Below are 23,043 nucleotides of genomic sequence, written 5' to 3'. Positions count from 1 at the left end.
AAAAACGCCCGTCGCGGGCGAAAAGGCGGCACGGAGGCGAACTGTTTCAGAGATAACGAAAGGCATGTGCTTTCGGTAGGGCGGAAAAGGGCAACGTCTATTCTATGGGCAGCGGCCAGGAAAGTCAACCAGGCCAACAGGAAGAAGGAACAAGAGGTCCAGGGAGCAAGGAGCAGGGTTGCCGGAAAGAGAGGCGCCAACAGAAGGGAAACGTGTTCTGTAAAGTCGTCTTGCAGGGTCAGAGGCGGACCGGGAGACTCTTTGCCAGCCTCATCTCCTTGATGGTCACGGCGCAGGCGAAGGCGTGGACCTGAACCCCGGCTCTGTGGGCTTTGCGAAGGAGGCGCCCAAAGTCCGGGTCGGTGGCATCGTTGGGGCCGAAGCTTGTCGCGTCCGAGCGCTGGACGATGAAGACGGCGGCGGCCTGGTGCCCCTCGCGCTTGGCCTGGATAAGCGTCTCCACATGACGCCGCCCGCGCTCTGTGGGGGCGTCCGGAAAGATGGCTTTGCCCCTCACCACAAGGGTGGCCGATTTCAGCTCCACGTAGCAGCGCCCGCTCGGCCCGGTGAGCATGGCGTCCAGGCGGCTGTGGCCGTAGGCGACCTCCGGCCGGAGGGTGCGGTAGGCGGCGAAGGGAGGCAACCGCCCTGCGGCAAGGGCCTCAGCGAAGAGGGCGCGGGGGAGCCGCGAATCGCAGGAGACGAGGCTTTGGGGCATGCGGACAAGCTGGAGGTCGTAGGCCGTCTTGCGCATCCCTCCCGCCTTGCCGGCGATATAGACGGTGCGCCCCGGCACCAGCAGCTCGCGCATGCGCCCAGTATCGGCCACGTGGACGCGCAATCGCTCGCCCTGCGCATCAACGATGGCGATGAAGCGGTTGGGACGTTCAAGGAAGAGGCCGGGAATCAGCGGTGGAAGGAGCATGGGGAGAGCGTACCGGATATGGCAAATGCACTGAACACCCTGCAATCACTGAACGGCAAGACGAGCGATTGCGGTGGAGAGGCCAAGCTATTTACGCGGGTGCTCCACCCGGTGGATAGGGCAGCGGCGGACGCCGAAGCGGGCGTAGATCCAGCAGAAGCCCAGGATGCCGGTGACGATGGGGTAGATGGCTACGAGGCCGACGATGAGCGCATCAACCCCATCGAGGACGACATAGCTGAGGAGCAGCAGGAGCGCCCCGAGGAGGATCCGCAAGAGCCTATCTATCCTGCAAGTGTTTTCAATCATATGAGTTGACGATGCGGTGAGCGTTGCCGCGAGCTATGGTACCGCAGACGACGCTCTTTTTACCACGCCGCCGCGGTGAAAAGGAAGCGTGAATCGGCCGCGCCGTGGAGGAGGCCGCGCTCGGCATCGCGCACGATGGCGCAGACGTGGCCAAAGCCGGGGGCGAAATCGCGAAGGGTCTCGACGTCATGCCCCATCGCCGCAAGGGCGCGCCGGGTCTCCTGCGGGATGCGCCCTTCCAGGCTCAGGCGTCCCGGCAGGTATTCGTGGGGCCAGAAGGAGTTGGGGAAGCTCCAGCTGCCCGCGCGGGGCGCCTCCACAGCGGCCTGGGGCGTCATGCCGAACTCGACGATGTTCAGGAAGGCCTGCACCATGCCCTGGGGCTGTTGATCGCCGCCGGGGGTGCCGAAGGTCATGAAGAGCGCGCCATCGCGCAGGACCAGGCCGGGGTTGGGCGTGAGCCTTGGGCGCTTCCACGGCTGGAGCGATCCGGCGTGCGCCGGGTCGAGCCAGCTCTGGTTGCCCCGGCCGGAGATGACGATGCCGAGTCCGGGGACGATAGGCACATCGCCGATGAAATCGCTGGGCGTGGCGGAGAAGCCGTTGCCGTCCTTGTCTATGGCGCAGACGTAGCTGGTATCGCCCTTCGGCTCCTTGGGAGCCGCGGCGGGCTTGGGCCGCGCCCGCGCGCCGTAGCCGCTCACCTCGCCGGGAGGCGGCATCTCCGGCCAGGCGCGCACGGCGTTGATGGCCTTGCGGCGCTCCTTGGCATAGGCATCGCTGAGCAGGACAGCCATCGGCACCTTCACGAAGTCCGGGTCGCCGTAGTAGCGCTCCCGGTCGGCGTAGGTGAGCTTTATCGCCTCGGCAAGGTGATGGAGGTAGGCGGCGCTGTTGTGGCCCATCTTGGCTAGAGGAATGCCTTCCAGGAGCTTCAGCGTCTGCGGGACGGCAGGGCCCTGGCACCAGGGGCCGCAGGCAAAGACGCGATAGCCCTTGTAGTCAACGGAGCATGGCGGCTCTTCGCGGACGGCGAAATCGGCTAGGTCGTCGCGCGTGAGGAAGCCGCCTTGGCGCTTAGCGAAATCGGCCATCGTCTTGGCGATATCGCCCTTATAAAAGGCGTCCCGGACGGCCTGGAGACGCCCCTCGCGGTTCTTCGCCTTGCTTGCCGCCTCGGCGCGCAGGAGCCTCTTGAGCAAGCGGGCGAGGTCGGGCTGTTTCAGCACCTCGCCGGGGAGCGGCGTCCTGCCGTTAGGCGCGAAGACGGCCCAGGTGGTGGTCCATGCGGCCCGCGACTTGTGCTGCATGGCCAAAGCCATCGCCAGGGAGCGGTCCACTCCAAAGCCGCTCTCCGCCAGCTCCAGCGCAGGGGCCGCGACTTGGGCAAAGCTCATGGTGCCATAGCGACTGAGCGCCATGACCCAAGCATCCAAGGCGGCGGGCGTGACGGAGCGCAATATCCCCAGGGGGATCTCGCCCCTGCCGCGCTCCTTCATCGCCTCGATGGAAGCGGCGCGGGGCCAGCGCCCCAGTCCGCTGACGGTGGTGACGCGACGATCCGTGGCGGAATAGAGGATGATGGGCGCGACACCCCCGAGGTTGGTGAGATAGGGGACAAGAACGTTGAGGCAGAGCCCGGCGGCGACGCCTGCATCGGTGGCGTTGCCGCCCGATTGCAGGATGCGCATGCCGGCCTGCGTGGCAAGGTAGTGGCCGGAGGCGACGATGCCCTTGCGCCCCATGACCTGGGGGCGTCGCGTCTCCTGCTGTTCGCCGTAAAAGAGGCCGATGCGCTTATCCGTGGTCACTGTGCGCCTCCGTGGCAGGGCAGTCTAGCGCAAGGGGCGCCGGCCTGTATACTCAGCCGATGCGCCTCTCCAGCAAACGCCTCCTGCGCTGCGGGCTCATCGCGCCGCCTCTCTATGTCGCCTTCGTCTTCGCCGCTACGCTCGCCAGGGGCGACTATAGCTCCATCGGCGTGACGCTGAGCCACCTTGGCGACATCGAAGCGCGGCATGCCTGGGTCTTTAACACCGGCATCGCGGTCTACGGCGCGCTGGTAGCGGCCTTTGCGGCAGGCGTCTACGGCGCTTACAGAGAGACAGGAAAAGTTTCCCCCTCTCTTTTCTTCTCTCCCACCGAGGGAGAGAAGAGAAACAGCTATCTTGCACGCGGCAGAGGTCTGGCCATTGCCGCGCCGCTGGCGCTCTACGGCGCGGCAAACATCGCCATCGGCGCGTTCAAGGTGGATGTGTTGGAGGCGGGCGGCGACCACGGCGCGGAGCACGCCATCCACATCGCGGCGGCGCGGGCGGCCTATGTGCTTGCCATCATCGCGATGGCGGGCGCGGCCTACGCCCTCGCGGGAAAGAGGCGGCTGCGCCTCTTTTCGCTCATCGCCGTGGTGAGTATGGTCGTCTTCGGAATACTCTTCTCGATGGAATCCGTCAAATCGAAGATCGGCCTGTGGCAGAGGGGATTCATCGGCACGGCGGTGCTGTGGGTGGAGGCGCTGGCTGTGGCGATGCATCGTGCGGAACAGAGGGAACGTTTGACCGGTCTTCGCAGGCAGGCGTAGACTCCTGAGCAAGGAGCCGTTCTACGTCAAGCCATTCCGGGCCTCGCCCTGCGGCCAGCCCCGCCGGGATGCAGCGCCCTCACAGCCGTATCCGCACCTTATTCGGCCAGCGCGACTTTCGCCTGCTGGTGACGAGCAACATCCTCACACAGCTCGGCCAGTGGACCCAGCAGGTGGGGCGCGGCTGGCTCATCTACGAGCTCTCCCACTCGGCCTTCCAACTGGGGCTCGTCTCCTTCTTCTCCGGCGCGGCGATGTTCCTTGCCGCGCCCATCGGCGGCGTCCTTTCGGACCGCCTGGACAGGCGGAAGGTCGTCCTGGCGACGCAGCTGAGCTTGGCGATCACGGCGATCACCCTCGCCATCCTCGTCGAGACCAACGCGGTGCGCTTCTGGCACCTCTATGTGACCGCCATCGCCACGGGCGTCAGCGTCTCCGTCAACGGGCCGACGCGCAACGCCATGGTGCACGACCTTGTGGAGCCGGAGAACCTAACGAGCGCGGTGACGGTGAACTCTTTGAGCATGAACGCCATGCGGGTCCTTGGCCCGGCGATGGGCGGCGTGCTCATCGGCTTTTTGGGGACCGAGAGCACCTTCTGGCTGCAGGCAGGCTGCTGCATCCTGGCTATGACGCAGGTGGCGCAGATCGGCCGCCGGCAAAAGGCCCCGGAGCCCTCCAAGACCGGCGTCCTCAAGAGCCTGACGGGCAGCATCGCGGACGGCCTCACCTATATCCGGCGCGACCCTTTCCTCTGGCCGCTCATGGTCATCGCCTTCATCACAGGCCTGCTGGGCTTGGGCTTCCTCCAGCTCATGCCCGCCTACGTGGGCGAGGTGCTCGATTCGGACAACCCGAGGAAGCTCGGCTCGCTCTTGATGGCGGAGGGGATCGGCGCGGTTCTGGGCGCCTTTTTCGCAACCGTCACCAGCGGCATCCAGAAGCGGGGACGCATGCTCCTCATCCTCGTCGCGGTCTATGGCGTCTGCCTGGCCCTCCTTGGGCTCATCAGCAACTTCTTCGGAGCTATGGCGATGCTGTTGGCCTTGGGCGGCCTGGCCTCCCTGATGCTGACGAACAACAACGTGCTTATCCAGCTCTACGTCTCCGAGCAGTATCGCGGGCGCGTCTTCTCCATCTACTTCATGAACTTCAGCCTTGCGCCTCTAGGGACGCTCGTCGCCGGCTCCCTCACCAAGGCGGTCTCCCTGCAGACGACCTTTATCATCTTGGGAGCCTTGGTGACCTTGGCGGCGGTGGTGATCGGCGGGCGCTACCCGCGATTGCGCACCGGCTGAGCAAGCCACCCGGCAGAGAGAGGCGGGGACGGTCTCCGTGGGAAAGGTGCTTGGCAAGCGGCGGCGGTACTTCATCCTTGGCGGCATCGCGGGGCCCGTCGTCTTTGCGCTCCTCATCATCGCCGCCGATCTCCTGCACCCGGAGTTCGATTTCACGGCCCAAGCCGTGAGCCAGCTCGGCGGGCAGGACGCGCGCTACGGCTGGGTCTTCAACACCGGGGCGATCACTTACGGCCTGCTGCTCATCGCGCTGGCCTGGGGCCTGGGCGCCGCCATAGGCGATGGGCGCAAGATGCTCTTGCTGGCGGGGCCCCTCGCCATCTACGGCATGGCGACGATGCTCGTCGGCGTGCTGGAGGCCAACCCCGGCCTCAGCTACGCGCCGCCGAACCTGCGCGACATGGTGCACGATAGCTCTGCGCGGGCGGCCCTGGCGGCAGCGGGGATGGCGATGCTGATGGCGCGCTACACCATGGGCGGGCACTTCAAGTTCGGCTGGTTCTCCCGATGCGCTTTCGCGGCGGCCACGACCTTCGGCCTGTTCTATCTGCTGAACATCAAGCACGAGTGGAACGGTCTCTGGGAGCGGCTCTTTGTCGCCGTCCTCCTTCTGTGGGTAGAGGTCCTCTCCATCTTTCTCTGGATCCTTGCCGAGCGCCGCGCCCGACAGCCTCCGTATAATGGGGCCTGAGGCCCCAAATGAAACGCCAAGGCTTCCAGCACATCTTCCTGGACTTCGACCGGACGCTCAACGACTCGGACCTGGTCTACGAGCGCAACCTGGAGGGCTTTTTTGGCCTTTCCGGGAGCGACGTGCTGAAGCAGTGGGGCGCCGTCCACCGGCTGGTGGTGAAGGAGCGCCCGCCGAAGGACCATGAGAACCTCTCCCTCCACTTCGAGCTGCTGCTGGAGCGGGTGAAGGCGAAGGGCAAGGGCGGCGCGAAGCGGGAGCTCCAGCGGCGCATCAAGGCGGCGCAGGAGGAGTGCTGGCACGCGACGGCGCTTTTTGAAGAGTCGCTGCCGTTCCTTGGGCGGCTCCACGGCCTGGGCTATACGCTGCACATCGCCACCGGAGACTACGCGAAGACGAAGGCCAAGGCCATCGAGCGGCAGGCGGGGAGGCGGCTCTTCGCAATGACGTTCGATGAGGAGACGCTGGGCGTAGGCAAGGGCAGGCGCGCCTACTTCGATAGGGCGCTGGGGAAGCTGGGCGTGGCGCCGGCGAACGTGTCCATCGTGGGCGATAGCCTGCGGAACGATATCGCGCCCGGGCTGGAAGTGGGCCTGGCGACGGTGTGGGTGCGGCGGAAGAACGAGGCGAACAAGGGCAGGGTGAAGCCGCACCTGACGGTGAAGGCGCTGGTAGAGGCGGAGGGATGGTTTTAGGATGCGGCTTCGCCCAGCGCTACGATAACCTCTGCGAGTTCCGAATATGCTGCTATTGGGATCGTGACACCTTTCCGTAAACGCATTCAGGCTCCTAACGAGAAGAAAGAAGCCAACCACACGATCAGGGAACTGTCCTTTTCAACATCACTTAAACCAATACTGACTGCCTTTCCATATGAAGACTGGAGCTCCAAAAAGATCGCAGATCAGATTCGGGATTACTGGGATGCTTGGCGACAAGCAATACCTGAGGCGTTTGAAGAAGATAAATCTGGCAACTACGTTCTTCTTAGGACACCTGGCGTGTTCAGCCTCCACGCTGTCGCCTTGTTCATCTGGAAAGTTTGCGAGAAGAATCGCGTCGAACCAACGACCAAGAAGATCAAGGAAATGCTCGATAATTCGTCCAAAGCGGCAAAGAAAGCCAATCTTCCTGATATGGCCTCAGCAAAATATTGGGAGTCAGATAATACCGACGGCGCAGCAGTCTTCGGCTCCATGAAGGGCTTTAGCATGCTTGCAGACAACATCAAGGATTTCCTGAAAGATGGCGGGTACTCACTCGACTAATCCATCTGGCACATTGATGAAGACCAACAGGAGGAGGCGCGATAATCGCGCCTCCTCCTGTACTTTTTGGCAATCGGACTGCGGTATACTGGATTTGACCCCAGATTTGCTATTATCGTCCCATGCAGTCCATCTTTGCAGAAGCCCATAAGCTCCTCGCCAAAGGGGAGCACTTCATCCTGGCAACCGTCGTGCGCACCAAGGGCTCGACGCCGCAAAAGCCCGGGGCCAAGCTCCTTGTCCGCAAGGACGGGACGGCCGTCGGCACCCTGGGCGGCGGCTGTGTGGAGGCGGAGGTCTGGGCGGAGGCCAAGAACGTCCTGGCCGAGCGCAAGGGGGCGCAGGTCAAGCGCTTCCTGCTGAACGAAGACATCGCCTCCCGCGACGGCCTGGTCTGCGGCGGCAACATGGATATCATGGTGGACCCGGTCTTCGATCAGCCTGCCCTGCGGCCGCTGATGCAGGAGATCCTGGACGCCTATGATGGCAAGGGCGACCGCGCCATGGCGACGCTCGCTGAGGCGAGCAAGTCCACCGGCCCCATCGGGGCCAAGCTCTTCATCCGGGCCGACGGCTCAACCATCGGCACCCTGGGCAGCGCCGCGCTGGACCGGCGCGCCATGGAGACGGCGCTGACCCTCATGCCCAAGGGGCGCGAGCAGTGGGTCGAGACGGAGGACGGCGCACGGGCCTACGTGGAGGCCTTCACCACGCCGCCCACGGTCGTCATCGCGGGCGGCGGGCACGTCGGCAAGGCCGTCTACACCGTGGCGCGCTTCCTGGGCTTCCGCGTCATCATCGTGGACGACCGCCCGCAGTTCGCCAACACGGAACGCTTCCCGGAGGCCGACAGGATCGTGGTGGACGACTTCGATACGGGCCTCCGCGAGCTGAAGATGACCCCCAACTGCTATGTCATCGTCGCCACGCGCGGCCACAAGCTGGACGACCTGGCGCTCATCGAAGCGGCAAAGTCCCGCGCGGGCTATGTGGGCCTGCTGGGCAGCAAGCGCAAGGCCATCCTTATCTTCCGCGACCTGGTGCGCGAAGGCATCCCGGAAGAGCGCATCCGCGAGATCCGCGCCCCCGTGGGGCTGGACCTGGGCGGGCGCTCGCCCGAAGAGATCGCCGTGAGCATCATGGCGGAGATCCTCTCCGTGAAGCACCAGCGGGACGCGCGGGCGATGACGATGGACGGCAAGGTGGTTGACCAGGCGAAGCAGCTTGCTGCGAAGGTCGCGAAGGCGAAGGTCGTGGCGCGCTCGTGACCACCGCACCGGCCGCCCGCATCTCCGTTGTCCTCCTCGCCGCGGGGGAGTCGTCGCGGATGGCCCAGCCAAAGCAGTCGCTCCTGTGGCAGGGCGTGCCGCTGCTGCGCTACCAGGTGGAGCAGCTGCTGGCGACGACGGCCCAGGAGATCGTGGTTGTCCTGGGCTTCAAGGCAGGCGAGTTCGCCGCCATCCTCAAGCAGGTAAACCCGGGCGGACGCGCGAAGCTGGCGCTGAACCCCAACTACCGCTATGGCAAGACCACTTCCATCAAGATCGGCGTGGAGAATGTCTCGGAAGAGGCCACGGACATCGTCATCCTGGCGGTGGACCAGCCGCGCCCAGCCGCCGTCTATCAACGGCTCTTCGATGCCCACGTCCAGGGCAAGAACCTCATCACTGTGCCTGCCTACCAAGGCAAGCACGGCCACCCGCCGGTCTTCGACGCCTCGCTGGCGCAGGAGCTGGGCCAAATGACGGAGGAGAAGCAGGGCGTGCGCGAGGTCATCGAGCGGCACAGGGACGGCCTGCGCGCCGTGGAGTTCGATACGCCCGCCGTTCTGACGAACCTGAACACGCCGGAAGACTACCAGCAGGCCCTCAAGCAGTTCGGGCAGAAGGCGTAGCGGCTGGTATAATCGGCTGGCGCGCCCGCACCCTCTTCCGCCTCAGAGGCCTCCGTGTTTTTCCAAAAACTGCTCCGTGTCATGGCAGTGAACATCGCATCCCTCGGCTGGGTGGGCCTCTCCCTGTGCATCTCGGCCGTCACCATCGCCGTCGTCATCGCCGGCGCCTTCGTCATCCGCCTCTTCTTCAAAGAGGTCCTGCAGATCAACAGCCCCTTCATGGGCGGCACCTCCCTCATCCTCTCCTTCGTCATCTACCTGAGCATCGTCGGCTGGTTCGCCTGGCGCTACATCCGGCGGCGGCTGCAGATCTAACGCCCGCGCCGGGCGCACGTCTCACCCTGGCGCGGCTCTCTTGTCCGCCTGTATAATCGGCCCGCACCCGACCCCGAACTTCACCTTGGAGGCATCCGATGGCCGCACCGATCGACTACAGCAAATTCGGCCCCATGGGGCTGGACATCCAGATGAAAGAGCCGCGCATCCTGGTGGCGACGCTGAACCGCCCGGACAAGCGCAACGCCGTCAACGCCACCCTGCACACGGCGCTGGAAGACTTCCTCCACATCGTGAACAAGGACCCGGATGTGCGCGCCATCGTCCTCACCGGCGCGGGGCAGGCCTTCTGCGCCGGCGGCGATATGAAGGATATGAGCCAGGACCCGGGCGAAAAGGGCCCCTCCTATATCCTGCGCGGGCCCAAGTGGCTCATCCAGCGCTTCGCCAACTGCGAGGTGCCCATCATCGGCGCCATCAACGGCCCGGCGGCGGGGCTGGGGGCATCCATCGCCCTTATGTGCGATGTCATCTACATGTCGGAGACGGCGCGCATCGGCGATACCCATGTGAACATGGGCCTGGTGGCGGGCGATGGCGGCTGCGTCATCTGGCCGCTGCTCGTGGGCCCGGCGCGCGCCAAGGAGTACCTGATGGCGGGCGAGTACGTGGAGGCCAAGGAGGCGGAGCGCATCGGCCTGGTGAACCACGTGGTGCCGCCGGAGAAGCTCATGGAAGCGGCGCTGGGCTACGCGCGCAAGATGGCCAACGGCCCCGGGCCGGCGGTGCGCTGGACCAAGATGGCGATCAACCGCACCATCTGGCAGAGCATCAACAACGTGCTGGAGTTCAGCCTGGCGGTGGAGGCCCTCTCCGTCCACACGGAGGACAGCCGCGAGGCGGTGACGGCCTTCCGAGAGAAGCGCAAGCCGGAGTTCAAGGGGCGGTAGGGAAGCGCCTTCCCTTGTGAACACGTGTCCGTGTGGACGTACGCAGAGTAAGATCGTAAGTGATGGTGCGTTGCTCTGCTAGTCCCACCCAGGAGTATCTTCATGGGAATAAAGAGACAAACCCGAGGGATGAAGTTCCGAGCTGTGGTCGAATTCGACCCGGAAACAAAGAGCTACGGCGTTTATTGCCCGGAATTGCCAGGCTGCGCGAGCGCAGGGGATACTGAACAAGAGGCCCTGGCGAATATCAAAGAGGCCATCGCGCTTTATCTCGAGCCAATCCCTTTGAAATCGAAGGGGAAAGTGCATGAGGTTGAAGTAGCAGCCTGATGGCGCCACGGCTCCCGCGGCTGACTGCTGATGAGGTAAATCGCGCGCTCCGTCGGCATGGATTCCACCTCGTCTCCCAGAGGGGTAGCCACCAGAAATGGCGTAATCCGGAATCCGGGAAGCACGTCATTGTTCCCTATCACAAAGGCAAACAGCTTCCTTTGGGAACATTGCGGAGCATCATCGAAGGAAGCGGTATCTCTACACGCGACCTCTTGCCGTAGGGTCATACCTCAACATTCCTAATCACCCCTATAGATTGGGTGTTTGGGTCACCTCCTATGCAGCCTACGCTGCCCTCTGAAACGGCATGGCAGCCGCCCATGCCGCTAGGGTATAATTGCCCAATCCTACGCTTCAGGTGCAGCCATGTACGCTTTCTATAAGAACAAGTACCTGCCCATAGCCGAGGCCAAGATGTCCATCTTGACCCACGCCTTCCACTACGGCACCGGCTGCTTCGAAGGCGTCCGCGGCAACTGGAACGAGGATGACGGCCAGGTCTACATCTTCCGCGCCCTCGACCACATGGAGCGCCTCATCAACAGCGCCAAGATCCTCCGCATCAAGGTGCGCTTCACCGCGGAGGAGATGGTGAACATCGCCGCCGAGGTGGTCCGCCGCGGCAACCACAAGGAAGACGTCTACATCCGCCCCCTGGCCTATAAGAGCGCCGAGGTGGTGGCCAATATGAAGGCGCACCTGCTGGAAGACGACGTCATGGTCTTCGCCTTCCCCCTGGGCAACTACCTGGACCCCAACAAGGGCATCCACTGCGGCACCTCCAGTTGGCGCCGCATAGACGACCTGAGCATCCCGGCCCGCGCTAAGATTACCGGTTCCTACGTGAACAGCGTGCTGGCCAAGACGGAGGCCGTGGAGAGCGGCTTCGAAGAGGCCATCATGCTGAACCAGGACGGCCACGTCTCCGAAGGCAGCGGCGAGAATATCTTCCTGGTGAAGAACGGCAAGATTATCACGCCCGCTCCCGGCGATAACATCCTCATCGGCATCACCCGCGAAAGCATCATGACGCTGGCCAAGCAGGAGCTTGGGCTGGACACCATCGAGCGGCAAGTGGACCGCAGCGAGCTCTACCAGGCCGACGAGGTCTTCCTCACCGGCACGGCGGCGCACCTGACTCCTGTGGCGAAGATAGATCACCGCGCCATCGGCGACGGCAAGATCGGCCCGGTGACCCAGCGCCTCCAGACGCTCTACTTCGACGCCATGCGCGGCAAGAACAAGAAGTACATGCACTGGTGCCACCCGGTCTACGATAAGCCGGCCAAGGGCGTCGCCAGGACCAACGGCGCGGCCGCAGCCGCCCGTGCAGGCGACCGCCGCTAAAGAACGGGCCGCCCTCTCCTTTTCTTCCTCTTTCATCGCGGGAAAAGAGTAGCGGGGGCGGTCGCCGGCTGTGCATCATGAGGCGTAGTGACGTCAACTCCTCTTCTCCCCCTCGGCGGGAGAGAACAAAAGAGAGGGGGACTATTACCCTTCCCTGTTTGGCGCCCGCGCAATGATCAACCTCGGCGTTGACTACTTCCTGCTCGTCGTCATCGCGGCGCTCGGCGCGCTCCAGATCACGGCGGCCTCCAGCGGCCTGCGCGGGCTCTGGATCATCCCCCAGCGCCGCGCCGTCTATCTCATCGGCGCTCTGCTTCTCGTGGGCGCCTTCGCCTGGTTCGTGCTGACGGGCGATACGAATATCCCCGGCGATCTGGGCGGCGTGGAGGGCTCAGAGCAGTTCGGCCTCTTCCTCGGCGGAGTCGCCGTGGCGGCTCTGCTGACGGCGGGCATCGCCTCGCTGACCCAGCGGAAGGCGGGCGCGCCGCCTGCAGGCGTGGAGGGCATCGAAGCGCTGCGTCACACCACGCTGGCGGGCCTCCTGCGCGCCCGCTCCATGAAGCGGGGCGGCAATGGTTAGCGCCGACCGCGCCGTCTTCGAATGGCTGAACGGCCTCGCCGGGCGCTGGCCTGCGCTGGACAGCGTGATGCGCCTGGTGGTGAGCGACTTTTTCCTGCCGGTGGTCATCGCCCTTGCGGTGGTGATGCTCTGGTTCGCGGGGAGGTCGCAGGAAGAGCGCACGCGCTGGCAGTGGACCTTCATCATCGCCAACGGCGGAGCGGGCTTCGCCAACCTGGCCGTGAGCATCTTCAACTCGAACTTCTATCGCGCGCGCCCCTTCATCGCCCTGGAGGACGTCCACGTCCTCTTCTACCGCCCCCACGACCCCTCGTTCCCCAGCAACGCCGCCGCCTACGGCTTCGCTATGGCCACGGGCGTCTTCCTCTACAACAAGAAATGGGGCCTCGTCGTGGGAGCCTTCGCCTTCGCCTTCGCCTTCGCCCGCGTCTATGCCGGGATGCACTTCCCGCTGGACGTCATCGGCGGGGCGCTCATCGGCATCCTGGTGACGTGGCTCTTCGCGAAGGTTCTCTCGCTCTTCGAGCCGTTCATCCTGCGGGCCCTGGCGCTGCTCCGCCGCGTGCCGATGGCGTAGGGGCGCCGAGCCGCTTACAGCCGCATCTCGATGACGCGGAAGCCCTCCGCCGCCTCGTAGCCCGCCTTCTCGCCGGAGCGCTTGGCCATCTCCCGCATGCGCTGGGAGAACTCCGCCTCACGCTGCGCCGAGATCTGGCTGGCGTGCCGCTTCAGCGCTTCGATCTTCAGCTCAAGGGTATCCGCCACGTCCACCCATGTGTCCGGCTCCTCGCTCGCCCACAGGTAGAGGAAGCGCGTCTTGTGCGGCTTGAGCCCCAGGCGCTTGTGCTCCGGGTAGAAGAGATGGTCCCGGGCGTAGGGGAAGCAGGCATCCATCGCCACCTGGCCGGTGACGCGATGATCGTGGTGCATGTAGCCCGTGCGGCGCGTCGGGTCCGTGGTCATCACCACGTCCGGGCGGGCGCGGCGTATCTCCCGGACAAAGGCCCCTCGCGTCGCCTTGCTATTCTCGATCTCCCCATCGCGGAAAAGAAGGAAGACCACGCGCTGCACGCCCAGGACCTTCGCCGCCGCCGTCTGCTCCTTCTTCCGGATGGCCGCCAGCCTGGCGGAGGTCATCTTCGGGTCGGCGGAGCCCTTGTCGCCGTTGGTGCAGCAGACGATCGTGACCTCCGCGCCCGCCTTGATCCACTTGGCGATGGTGCCGCCGGTGCCGATCTCCGCATCGTCCGGATGCGGCGTGAAGACCACGACTCGCTGGGGGCTATAGCTCATGGGGTAGGGCTCTTTCCGGTTTCGATTGCGCGCAAGCAGTCACTCTCGGACATGCGATAGCCGCCTGTCAAGGTTCGCCGTAGCGGGCCGGGCATATAATGGGGCTAGCCTCCCTGGAGGCGCACCACCATGCTCATCGAAAAGATGATCTTCCGCCCCACCCGCCGCCTGGAACAGCGCCCGGACGCCCTCGGCCTGCGGCATGAAGAGGTGTGCCTCCCCGTTCCAGGCGGCCCCATCCTTCACGGCTGGTACTTCCCCGGCATGGCCAGGGTCAAGATCCTCTGGCTCCACGGCAATAGCGGCAACATGAGCCACCGGCTGGACCTGGCCCGGCTCCTCCTCGATCGGGTCGGCGCAAACCTCTTCCTGTTCGACTACCGAGGTTACGGCATGAGCGAAGGCAAGCCCACCGAGCAGGGCATCTATGCCGATGCCGAGGCCGCGGCGGCCTGGCTTAGGAGCAAGGGCGATGCGGGCGAACCCCTCTACTACTTCGGCCAGTCCCTCGGCTCTGCAGTCGCCATCGAGCTGGAGCGGCGCCATCGCCCCCATGGCGTCATCATCGAATCGGCCTTCACCTCCGTCCGGGAGCGCTCGGCGGAGGCCGTCACCGGCAAGCTCTTCGCCCCCATGTTCGGCGAGACCTTCGATTCGCTGAAGAAGATCGGCGGCCTCCGGTCGCCCCTGCTCGTCATCCACGGCGAAGGCGACGGCGTCGTGAATGCGAAGCACGCCCATCGCCTCTTTGGCCGCGCGCCCGAGCCCAAGCGCCTCTACCTGGTGCGCGGCGCCGACCACGGTGATTGCTACGCCGCCGGCGGCGATGCCTACTTCGCCGCCATCAAGTCCTTCATCGAGTCCACCCTGCCCGCGGCCACACCGGCTGGAAAGGAGCGGCCATGATCGAGCCACTCGGCGATTACGAAGTCGTCTCGGACACGCGCACCAAGGAGGCGGCCCTGCGGGTCTTGCGCCTCAAGGCGGGCACCCGCGTCCTGCCCCACTACCACCGGCACTGCACCCAGGTCTACGTGGTCATCACCGGCTCCGTGGATATCCAGCTGGGCGATGGGCATCTCTGGGCCAAGCAGTTCGATACCGTGCGCATCCCGCCCATGACCGTCCACGCCCTCAAGGGCATCGAGAACACCTTGGTGTTGAGCACCTCGGTTCCGCCGCTCCTGGCGGACGACCAGATACCCGTGGAGACGCAGAAGAAGAACAACAAGGCTTCGTAGCCCCGGCCTATAATGGGAGGACGCGGCCAAGGAACCCCCAGTGAGCGAAGCTGAGCAGAGCGGCAGCATCATCGAAAGCGCGGACGTCCACGTCTGCGCCTTTCCCAACATTGACTGCCTCCTCGTTGTGGATGTGCGCAATGAGGCGAACCCCACCATGCGCGTGGTGAGGGCGGACGAGATCATGACTCCCGAATACTACCGGGAGGTGGAGGAGGCCTTCTCCAAGATCCTCCACGCCCAGGGGAACGGCTTCCTCAAGGCGATGGCCCTGCCCATGGCGCTCCAGGTGGTCCTGCAGGACAAGGGCATGGCCGCCATCCAGCGCCTCTTCCCCGGTCCGGGCAAGCACGGCGATGTGCGCATCTCCGTCATCATTGCCGAAAGCGCCCTCCTCTCCATGAGCGAAGAGGACTTGCTCCTGGCGAACGAGGCTTTCTTCGACGGCAAGTACGCCGACGACTTCGTGGCGGCGTGCGGCAAGACCTTCGCGCAGCTGGCGGCCAAGGAGCGCAGCGCCGTCGCCGAGAAAGAGCGGCAGGAGCTGCGCAACATCGTCACCGGCGATTCCAACCAGTTCTTCACCATGTGGGAGCGGAAGTCCGGCGGAGAAAGCTAGCCGCCCCGCCACCGCAGGTTCGCCACCGCTTCGATGTGGTACGTGTGCGGGAACATGTCCACCGGCTGCACTTCGATGAGCTCATAGCCGCTCGCGCACAGCACCTTCAGGTCGCGCGCCAGGCTTTCCGGGTCGCAGGAGACGTAGGCCACACGCGGCGGCTGCAGGCGCACCAGGGAATCGAGCGTCGTCTTATGACAGCCCGTGCGCGGCGGGTCCAGGATCACCGCATCGGGCCGCTCCGCCATCTGCGCCATCACCTCCTCCGTCTTCCCCTCCGCCAGCGTCACATTCGCCAGCCCTTCGATGTTGAGCCGCGCATCCGCCACCGCCGATGACGACTCTTCGATGGCGATGACCTGCCGCGCCGAAGGCGCGAGCAGCGCCGCGAAGGTGCCCACTCCCGCATAGGCATCCACCAGCGTCTCCCGTCCGGTGAGCGACAGCGCCTCCCGCACCACGCCGATGAGCCGCTCCGCCTGGCGCACATTCACCTGGAAAAACGATGGCGAAGCGACCCGGAAGCGCCTGCCCAGCATCTCCTCTTCATAGTGCTTTTGGCCCGTCGGCACCGTGACCTTGTCCGATTTCAGCGTCGGCTGGATGAGGAAGGAGTCCGTCTTCACCCCGTAGCGGATGGAGAGCTGGGTCGTCTCGCCGCAGCGCTCCTGGAGCTGGCCCAGGAGCCGGTTCACCCCGGCCTCCATGATCAGGCAGTGGTCTATCCGCACAAAGCGGTGGCGGCTCCGGTGGACAAAGCCCAGCTGGCCGCTCTCCCGGCGCACGGTGAAGCGCGCGTGGTTGCGGTAGGCCCACGGCTCCTCACAGCCGATCGTCGGCCGCACGATCGCCTCCGTGAAGCCTCCCACCCGACGCAGCTGATCGGCCACGAGCTTCGCCTTCAGCTCAAGCTGGTGGGGGTAGGCGATGTGCTGCCACTGGCACCCGGTGCATTCGCCGTAATAGCGGCAGGGCGGCGTCACCCGGTGCGGCGAAGGCTTCAGGATCTCCTTCACCTCCGCCTCCAGGTAGCGACGGCTCTTCCACCGCAGCGTCGCGATGACCTCTTCGCCCTGGATCGTGTTCGCCACGTAGACCAGGTCGTCGCCGTGGCGCGCCAGGCCTTCGCCCATAAAGGCCATCTCTTCGATGGTGAGCTGCACGTCAACAGGGTCGAGCGGCTTGCGCCTATTCTTGGCCATAGGAGGAAAACTATAGCAGAGGAGCGCGGCGGCTAGCCGTTCAGCGCCTTGAGCAGCGCCGCGTGCAGCCTGCCGTTGGTGGCTGCAGCGTCCTTGCCGTAGATCGTCGCCTTGCCCGTCCAGTCGGTGAAGCGCCCGCCCGCCTCTTCGATCACCTGCTTGAGCGCCGCGTTATCCCAGAGCGACATCTCGGGGTCCGCCATCGCATCGCTCCGGCCCGTCGCCACGAGCAGATAGCCGTAGCAATCGCCGAAGCCTCGGATGCGCTTGACCGCCCGCTGAACGCCCGCCAGCGCCCCTTCACGACCGGCATCCGCAAAGCCGCCGACGGAGGTGATGCACAGCAGCGCATCCGCAAGCCGCGCCGTGGTGGAGACACGGGCCCGCTTGGGGCGGCCTCCACGGGCCACCCACCATGCGCCCCGGCCCTTGGCGGCATAGACGTACTCATCCAGCGCCGGCGCCACGATGACGCCGATGCAGGCATCCCCATCCAGCTCAACGCCCACCAGCGTCCCATAGAGCGGCACCCCCCGCACGAACGACTGCGTGCCGTCTATCGGGTCAACGATCCAGCGAAAGCCGGAGCTTCCCTTCGTCTCGCCATACTCTTCGCCCAAGACCCCATCCTTTGGGAAGGCCTTGCGGATGGCCCGGCGAAGGTATTGCTCCGCCCGGCGATCTGCCTCCGTGACGGGCGTGCCGTCCGCCTTCGTGACGATCTTCGGCTTGCCCTTATAGAAGGGCCGCAGGGTGCCGCGGGCCGCTTCCAGCCCAATGGTTATGGCAACATCCAGCCGACGTTCTATCTCTCGCGCCTTCGCCTTCGACACTTCTGCCTCGCTAGCGGCCGCCGCGCTTCTGTAGGCCAGCCACAACTAGGGTAGCACGAATGAGCGAAAGCCCCTTTAGTCCAAGTCTAAGATTATGTCCGTCCAACAGATTCGGGTGGGCCTTATGTCCTGTTCCAAGGCTACCTGCATTCACACAGAATTTCCTTGAAGGCCCCTCCTATGCCGCGTAGAATACAGAACCTATGCACCACTGTCTCGCGACCGCATTTCCCTCTGGAGCCGCACTGCTGTGACGACGAAAGGCACATCGGCGAAGCCGCTGGAAATCAACGTCGGCCTCATCGGCGTCGGCGTCGTCGGCTCTGCCGTCCTGGACTTCTTCGCCAAGGGCCCGCTGGAGGTGCCTATCCCCGGCGCGCGCTTCGGCGAGCCGTCGGTCGCCAAGGTGCGCCTCTGGAGCGCATCGCGGCGGACGCGGAAGAACCCCAACGCCGCTTCGGAAGAGGCCATCGCAAAGGTCGTCAGCAGGGACGAGCGCAACAAGCCTCGCTTTTACGCCGATGACGATGGCCACGGCCCCGGCTGGCGCGCCATCGTCCGCGACCCAAAGGTGGACATCGTCGTCGAGGTCACCGGCTCTCCCGTGGCGGAGGCGATGATCGAAGAGTCCCTCTGGCTCGGCAAGAGCGTCGTCACCGCCAACAAAAAGGTCCTCAGTCGCAGCGGCTATGAGCTGGTCAAGCTGGCCCAGTCCCGCGGCGCCGTCCTGGCCTGCGAGGCGGCCGTCGGCGGCGGCATGCCTGTGGTGCAGGTGATGGGAGCGGCCATCGGCGGGCGCATCACCGGCATGCTGGCCATCATCAACGGCACCACCAACTTCATCCTCTCCAAGATGCGCGATGCCGCCTTAAACGGCGGAGGCGCAGACCAAGCCTACCCCAACGCCGTCGTGGAGGCCCAGAAGGCCGGCCTTGCCGAGGCCGACCCCGCCGCGGACGTCTACGGCGAAGATGCGCAGAGCAAGATCATCATCCTGGCCGGGCTTGCCTTCGGCGTGCGCGTGAAGCCCAAGGACGTCTACGTCCGGGGCATCGCCCGCCAGGGCAGCGCCCCCGGCAGCACCCTGGGCAGCCGCGCTATCTTTGACGCGCCCGACCTCCACTTCCTGGAGCAGCTGGGCTACGCCCCCAAGCTCCTGGCCGGCGCGCAGATGACCGGCGGCCACGTGGTGGCCTGGGTCCAGCCCGCCGCCGTCCCCAAGTCCCACCCGCTGGCGCGCGTGGAAGGCTCCGGCAACGCCGCCCTCCTCAGGACGGAATCGCCCGTCTCCGCCAACGGCATGGGCGCCAAGGCCTACGATATCTTTCTCAACGGCCCCGGCGCGGGCGGCCCCGAGACCGCCTCCTCCGTCATCGCCGATATACTCTTCTGCGCCCGGCAGATCGCCGTGGCCGGCAAGCGCGATTCCGCGCAGGAGCAGGCGCCGCTCTACTCCTACACCACCAGCGCCTTCAGCCGCACTCAGCCCTACGGCCACGGGCCCTCCCTCACCAGGGCGGAGAGCCTCAAGACCCCCTACCTCCTGCGCTTTGTGAACCGCACATCCGGCTCCGCCATCGCCACCACCATCGCGGCGCACCTTGGGGGGAGCGGCATCACCATCAGGGCCGGCCAGGGCTTCGAGCGCGCTCCCGCCTACCTCTACTTCACCACGGAGCCCGCTTCGCTCAATGCGGTGGAGCGCGCCCTGCAGGCCGTCATCCGTGAAACGCCTCCGGGCGCCCTCTCGCCCGATATCCTCTACCTGCCCATCATGAGCGGCGCCTGCTTCGAAGAGACGCCCAAGGGCAAGGCCTAAAGGAGCCGATTATGGCGGCTGGTAAGACTGCCGGTCTCGATGCAAGCCTCGTCCTGGGGCGGATGGCGCTCATCAGCGCCGCGCGCCAGGCCCTCAGCGGGGCGGGCTATGCCGAAGTGCAGACGCCCATGCTGCACCGCAAGCTCTCCGGCTTCGAAAAGGGCTCCGGCTTCAGCACCTTCTCCGGTTCCCTGGGCGAACGTCTCTGGCTCCGCGCCGCCCCCGAGCTCTACCTCAAGCGCCTCCTCGTCAGCCTCCAGGCCAAGGGCGCAGGCAAGATCTTCGAGCTGGCCCTCTGCCTCCGCGATGAGTTCGATGAGACGAACCCCCGCGAAAGCTTCGACCGTCCCGAGTTCACCTTGCTGGAGCTCTATGCAACGGACAAGGACCCCTGGTCGCTGGAGAAGCTCCTGGGCAAGGTCATCGAGCGCTCCGCCGCCGCCCTCGAAAAGGGCCGCATGGCGAAATCGCCCGAGGCGAAGGCCGGCATCAAGAGCCTCAAAAGCCCCTGGCAGCGCGCCCGCTACGCCGACCTGCTCAAGAGCATAGACCCGAAGTTCGACCTGGAAGCCCTCCTCCAGCCCAAGGCCAAGCCCGCCAAGGGCGACCGCGTCGCCCTCCACGCCGCCGCGCTGGAGAGCCGCGCCGGCGACGCCGCGCTCCGCGATGCCTCCGCCGCCCTGGCCTATAAGGCCGGCGGCATGGAGGCCAGGCTCCGCACCGGCCCCCAGGGCTACTGGTACGACTATATTGACCACGCCTTCCGCGCCAAGATCGCGCCCAAGCTTGCCGGGCCCGTCCTCGTCTACGATACGCCCCTGGAGTCCAGCCCCCTCGCGGAATCAGAAGACGGCGTCCACGCCCAGAAGTGGGAGCTCTACCACAACGGCGCGCGCATCGCCCTGGGCCAGCGCGAGCTGATGGACCCCAAGGCGCAGATGGTGCGCTTCAAGCACCTGGACGCCCTGCGCCGCCTGGGCTACGGCCTCCTGCCGGAGCCGGACGAAGACTTCCTGGACGAGCTGCAGAAGTGGCCTCAGGCCAAGCCCGTCATCGGCATGGGCCTCTATATGGATCGCCTGGCGGGCAGCCTCTTCGGCATCGTCGGCAGCGATGGCGGCGGCCAGGAGCGCATGCTCCCCAACCTCTTCAAATCGCGGTAGCCAGTTCCCCCGTCGGAACGTTCGTAGTACCCTAGAACGACGCGATCGCAATCTGTCTGCCGCGCTTGCCGCCTCTCTGTGAGCGCCGCGGCCGGGAAAAGATAGTCAGGAAATCTCGTGGACGAACGTTCCGCACGCATCGAAAAGGCCGCCGAGCTGCGCCGGCGCGGCATAGATCCGTACCCCCACACCTTCCGCCGCAGCCACACCATCACGGAGGCCCGCGCCCTCTGGGAGCGGCGCGACCCGGCAAGCCAGGAGCGCATCGCCGTCACCCTGGCAGGGCGCATCACGGGCGTGCGCCGCATGGGCAAGGCCAACTTCGCCCACATCGAAGACCAGGACGCCAAGATCCAGCTCTACGTGAGCGTGGACAAGACCAAGGACTTTGCTATCTTCCGCGACTTCATTGATCGGGGCGACATCGTCGGCATCGAAGGCCACCTCTTTACCACCAGGACCGGCGAACTCACCGTGGAGGCCGCCAAGGTCTCCCTCCTCTGCAAGGCCATCGAGCCTCTCCCGGAGAAGTATCACGGCCTCCAGGACCTGGAGCGCATGCGCCGCCAGCGCTACCTCCACCTCCTGGCAGAGCCCGATGCGCGAACGCTCTTCCTCAAGCGCTCCAAGGTCGCCGCCCTCATCCGCTCCTTCCTGCACAACCAGGGCTTTGTGGAAGTGCAGACGCCCATCCTCCAGCCCATCTATGGCGGCGCGGCGGCGCGGCCCTTCGTCACCCACCACAACGAGCTGAAGCGCGACCTCTACCTCCGCATCGCCCCGGAGCTCTACCTCAAGCGCCTCATCGTCGGCGGCTTCGATAAGGTCTTTGAGATCGGCAACTGCTTCCGCAACGAAGGCATAGACTCCACCCACAACCCGGAGTTCACCATGGTGGAGCTCTACCAGGCCTTCGCCGATTACCACGACATGATGACGCTCCTGGAAGAGCTCTATAAGCACCTCGCCCGGGAGCTCAACGGCTCGATGGTTCTGCCCGCGCGTCCCGTCCACGGCAAGGAGGTCGCCATTGACCTCTCGAAGCCTTGGCGGCGGCTCACCTATTTTGACGCCATCAAGGAATACACCGGCGTGGACGTCTCCGGCGTCTCCACCCTGGCCGATGCCATCACCGCCGCCTCACGCGCAGGCGTCAAGACGGACGGCATGGAGAAGATGGACTGGGAGCACGTCCTGGGAGAAATCTTCGACCAGAAGGTGGAAGAGCACCTCATCGAGCCGACGTTCATCACTGATTTCCCCGCGGGCCTCTGCCCCCTCACCAAGCGCCATCGCACCGACCCGCGCCTCGCCGAGCGCTTCGAGCCCTTCATCGGCGGCATGGAGGTCGCCAACGCCTATTCGGAGCTCTCCGACCCGGCCTACCAGCGCGAGCAGTTCGAGGCCCAGAAGCGCCGCGCCGCCGCAGGCGATGAAGAGGCCCAGCCCATGGACGACGACTACCTCCTGGCCCTGGAGTACGGCCTGCCGCCCACCGGCGGCCTCGGCTTCGGCCTCGATCGCCTCGTCATGCTGCTCACCGGGGCAACCAGCGTCCGCGATATCATCCTCTTCCCCCAGCAGCGCCAGCAGGCCGACCAATGATCGCACAGAACAAGTAGGGGACGGGCTCAGCCCGTCCCGAGACCTATGAGGAGACCAGCGTGGAGATACGACAGCGCGTTCGAGAGATAACCGTGGAATCAGGCTGGGCCTTGATGAAGCTGGAGGGCGTGCCGGACAAGCCAGGCATCGCCGCTCAGGTCTTCGGCGCCGTCGCCAAGGCCGGCATCTCCGTGGAGCTCATCCTCCAGAACGCCGGCGTCAACAAGGTCACGGACATCTCCTTCACCGTCCGCCAGGCCGATGCCGCCGCCACGCGCCGCATCCTCGAATCCCTCAAGGCCGCCGTCGGCGCGCGCAAGGCCGATTCCCTGGAACGGCTCTACAAGGTGCAGGTCGTCGGCACCGGCATCCTCAACGACCCCGCCTACGTCGGCCAGATGTTCAAAGCCCTGGGAGAAGCCAAGGTCAACATCCTCGCCATCGGCACCAGCGAAGTGCGCATCACCTGCCTCGTCCGCGAGGCCGACCAGTCCCGCGCCAAGTCCGCCCTCAATGACGCCTTCCAGGTCGGCGTGGCGGGCTAGAGAACGGCCCCAGGCCGCAGGGTGACGCGCCAGGTACGCCGAACGGGTGATCGTTGGACGTGGCAATGGGAAGGGCAGAGAGGGCGGGAAAAACGGTCGCGTGGACGGCAGAGGGGTCTCCGCTAGGCAGGAGAGCAGGCACCCTCCACATCATGTAACGGGCCTTCGGCGACGAGGCGCGTCAGGCCCGGATAGTCTTGATGGCTCGGGCGAGTACTCCTTTTTCAGGCGTTCGGAACGCCCGGTGTGCGGCCGCCGCAAGAGGAGTGAT

27 protein-coding genes are annotated in these 23,043 nt (G+C 65.4%); 21 read left to right on the top strand and 6 right to left on the bottom strand.

Annotated elements, in window-relative coordinates; translation table 11 throughout:
- Positions 1-238: 238 nt before the first annotated feature.
- The 3 genes from sfsA to FJ039_08275 form a co-directional block, all read right to left on the bottom strand.
- The gene (gene sfsA, locus FJ039_08285) at positions 239-925 is read right to left on the bottom strand and encodes a DNA/RNA nuclease SfsA (GenBank protein ID MBM4406162.1); all 687 of its coding nucleotides are present in this window, start codon (positions 923-925) and stop codon (positions 239-241) included.
- Between the two features lie 87 nt (positions 926-1,012).
- Positions 1,013-1,234, bottom strand: coding sequence for a DUF2892 domain-containing protein (locus FJ039_08280; GenBank protein MBM4406161.1), 222 nt, complete (start codon positions 1,232-1,234; stop codon positions 1,013-1,015).
- Between the two features lie 59 nt (positions 1,235-1,293).
- Positions 1,294-2,979 (bottom strand): gamma-glutamyltransferase family protein, encoded by a 1,686-nt coding sequence (locus FJ039_08275; GenBank protein ID MBM4406160.1) that lies wholly within the window; start codon positions 2,977-2,979, stop codon positions 1,294-1,296.
- Between the two features lie 125 nt (positions 2,980-3,104).
- On the opposite strand from FJ039_08275, the gene FJ039_08270 reads away from it, so the two are divergent.
- From FJ039_08270 to FJ039_08205, 14 genes are all read left to right on the top strand, one after another.
- Positions 3,105-3,815: a DUF998 domain-containing protein gene (locus tag FJ039_08270; protein ID MBM4406159.1), complete on the top strand. Its 711-nt coding sequence runs from the start codon at positions 3,105-3,107 to the stop codon at positions 3,813-3,815.
- Between the two features lie 68 nt (positions 3,816-3,883).
- Positions 3,884-5,113 carry an MFS transporter gene (locus FJ039_08265; protein MBM4406158.1) on the top strand — a complete coding sequence of 410 codons (1,230 nt, stop codon included), beginning with the start codon at positions 3,884-3,886 and terminating at the stop codon, positions 5,111-5,113.
- 37 nt (positions 5,114-5,150) lie between these two features.
- Positions 5,151-5,804: a DUF998 domain-containing protein gene (locus FJ039_08260; protein ID MBM4406157.1), complete on the top strand. Its 654-nt coding sequence runs from the start codon at positions 5,151-5,153 to the stop codon at positions 5,802-5,804.
- An 8-nt stretch (positions 5,805-5,812) separates the two neighbouring features.
- Positions 5,813-6,499: an HAD family hydrolase gene (locus FJ039_08255; GenBank protein MBM4406156.1), complete on the top strand. Its 687-nt coding sequence runs from the start codon at positions 5,813-5,815 to the stop codon at positions 6,497-6,499.
- A gap of 63 nt (positions 6,500-6,562) precedes the next feature.
- On the top strand, positions 6,563-7,072 hold the full coding sequence (locus tag FJ039_08250; protein ID MBM4406155.1) for a hypothetical protein: 510 nt from the start codon (positions 6,563-6,565) through the stop codon (positions 7,070-7,072).
- Positions 7,073-7,194: 122 nt separating this feature from the next.
- Entirely contained in the window at positions 7,195-8,340 is a 1,146-nt protein-coding gene (locus tag FJ039_08245) for an XdhC family protein (protein ID MBM4406154.1), read from the top strand.
- Complete coding sequence (locus tag FJ039_08240) at positions 8,337-8,966, top strand: nucleotidyltransferase family protein (protein MBM4406153.1); 630 nt, start codon at positions 8,337-8,339, stop codon at positions 8,964-8,966. Before FJ039_08245 ends, FJ039_08240 begins: the two co-directional genes overlap by 4 nt.
- A 54-nt stretch (positions 8,967-9,020) precedes the next feature.
- Positions 9,021-9,281 (top strand): hypothetical protein, encoded by a 261-nt coding sequence (locus FJ039_08235; GenBank protein ID MBM4406152.1) that lies wholly within the window; start codon positions 9,021-9,023, stop codon positions 9,279-9,281.
- A gap of 98 nt (positions 9,282-9,379) precedes the next feature.
- A complete protein-coding gene (locus FJ039_08230; GenBank protein MBM4406151.1) occupies positions 9,380-10,192 on the top strand; it encodes an enoyl-CoA hydratase in 813 nt (270 codons plus the stop codon).
- Positions 10,193-10,321: 129 nt separating this feature from the next.
- Positions 10,322-10,522, top strand: coding sequence for a type II toxin-antitoxin system HicB family antitoxin (locus FJ039_08225; GenBank protein MBM4406150.1), 201 nt, complete (start codon positions 10,322-10,324; stop codon positions 10,520-10,522).
- Complete coding sequence (locus FJ039_08220) at positions 10,522-10,746, top strand: addiction module toxin, HicA family (protein MBM4406149.1); 225 nt, start codon at positions 10,522-10,524, stop codon at positions 10,744-10,746. Before FJ039_08225 ends, FJ039_08220 begins: the two co-directional genes overlap by 1 nt.
- Positions 10,747-10,891: 145 nt before the next feature.
- A complete protein-coding gene (locus FJ039_08215; GenBank protein MBM4406148.1) occupies positions 10,892-11,872 on the top strand; it encodes a branched-chain amino acid transaminase in 981 nt (326 codons plus the stop codon).
- 172 nt (positions 11,873-12,044) lie between these two features.
- Positions 12,045-12,452, top strand: coding sequence for a hypothetical protein (locus tag FJ039_08210; GenBank protein ID MBM4406147.1), 408 nt, complete (start codon positions 12,045-12,047; stop codon positions 12,450-12,452).
- The gene (locus FJ039_08205) at positions 12,445-13,029 is read left to right on the top strand and encodes a phosphatase PAP2 family protein (protein ID MBM4406146.1); all 585 of its coding nucleotides are present in this window, start codon (positions 12,445-12,447) and stop codon (positions 13,027-13,029) included. Before FJ039_08210 ends, FJ039_08205 begins: the two co-directional genes overlap by 8 nt.
- 14 nt (positions 13,030-13,043) lie before the next feature.
- Here the strand turns inward: FJ039_08205 and FJ039_08200 are convergent, their stop codons facing one another.
- Complete coding sequence (locus FJ039_08200; protein MBM4406145.1) at positions 13,044-13,745, bottom strand: PIG-L family deacetylase; 702 nt, start codon at positions 13,743-13,745, stop codon at positions 13,044-13,046.
- A 129-nt stretch (positions 13,746-13,874) separates the two neighbouring features.
- On the opposite strand from FJ039_08200, the gene FJ039_08195 reads away from it, so the two are divergent.
- Genes FJ039_08195 through FJ039_08185 form a run of 3 tightly spaced genes read left to right on the top strand, consistent with a single transcriptional unit; the run spans position 13,875 to position 15,605 of the window.
- Positions 13,875-14,651 carry an alpha/beta hydrolase gene (locus tag FJ039_08195; protein MBM4406144.1) on the top strand — a complete coding sequence of 259 codons (777 nt, stop codon included), beginning with the start codon at positions 13,875-13,877 and terminating at the stop codon, positions 14,649-14,651.
- Positions 14,648-14,986 (top strand): cupin domain-containing protein, encoded by a 339-nt coding sequence (locus FJ039_08190; GenBank protein MBM4406143.1) that lies wholly within the window; start codon positions 14,648-14,650, stop codon positions 14,984-14,986. The genes FJ039_08195 and FJ039_08190 overlap by 4 nt, the downstream gene beginning before the upstream one ends.
- A gap of 40 nt (positions 14,987-15,026) precedes the next feature.
- Positions 15,027-15,605, top strand: a complete 579-nt coding sequence (locus FJ039_08185; GenBank protein MBM4406142.1) for a hypothetical protein — start codon at positions 15,027-15,029, stop codon at positions 15,603-15,605.
- Here the strand turns inward: FJ039_08185 and rlmD are convergent.
- Together rlmD and FJ039_08175 are read right to left on the bottom strand one after the other, a co-directional pair.
- Positions 15,602-16,807, bottom strand: coding sequence for a 23S rRNA (uracil(1939)-C(5))-methyltransferase RlmD (rlmD, locus tag FJ039_08180; protein MBM4406141.1), 1,206 nt, complete (start codon positions 16,805-16,807; stop codon positions 15,602-15,604). The two genes, FJ039_08185 and rlmD, sit on opposite strands and share 4 nt — an antisense overlap.
- Before the next feature lie 32 nt (positions 16,808-16,839).
- Entirely contained in the window at positions 16,840-17,685 is an 846-nt protein-coding gene (locus tag FJ039_08175; GenBank protein ID MBM4406140.1) for an inositol monophosphatase, read from the bottom strand.
- A 166-nt stretch (positions 17,686-17,851) separates the two neighbouring features.
- Between FJ039_08175 and FJ039_08170 the strand changes: the two genes are divergently transcribed.
- The 4 genes from FJ039_08170 to FJ039_08155 all read left to right on the top strand — a co-directional run bounded on the left by FJ039_08170 (position 17,852) and on the right by FJ039_08155 (position 22,772).
- The gene (locus FJ039_08170; protein MBM4406139.1) at positions 17,852-19,459 is read left to right on the top strand and encodes a homoserine dehydrogenase; all 1,608 of its coding nucleotides are present in this window, start codon (positions 17,852-17,854) and stop codon (positions 19,457-19,459) included.
- Positions 19,460-19,470: 11 nt separating this feature from the next.
- Positions 19,471-20,622: a hypothetical protein gene (locus FJ039_08165; GenBank protein MBM4406138.1), complete on the top strand. Its 1,152-nt coding sequence runs from the start codon at positions 19,471-19,473 to the stop codon at positions 20,620-20,622.
- 117 nt (positions 20,623-20,739) lie between these two features.
- Complete coding sequence (lysS, locus tag FJ039_08160; GenBank protein ID MBM4406137.1) at positions 20,740-22,227, top strand: lysine--tRNA ligase; 1,488 nt, start codon at positions 20,740-20,742, stop codon at positions 22,225-22,227.
- Positions 22,228-22,286: 59 nt separating this feature from the next.
- Positions 22,287-22,772, top strand: a complete 486-nt coding sequence (locus FJ039_08155; GenBank protein MBM4406136.1) for an ACT domain-containing protein — start codon at positions 22,287-22,289, stop codon at positions 22,770-22,772.
- Positions 22,773-23,043: the final 271 nt, after the last annotated feature.

The sequence above is a fragment of the Chloroflexota bacterium genome (assembly GCA_016875535.1).
Classification (GTDB): domain Bacteria; phylum Chloroflexota; class Dehalococcoidia; order SHYB01; family SHYB01; genus VGPF01.
This window is presented reverse-complemented; position numbering and strand designations above follow the sequence as displayed.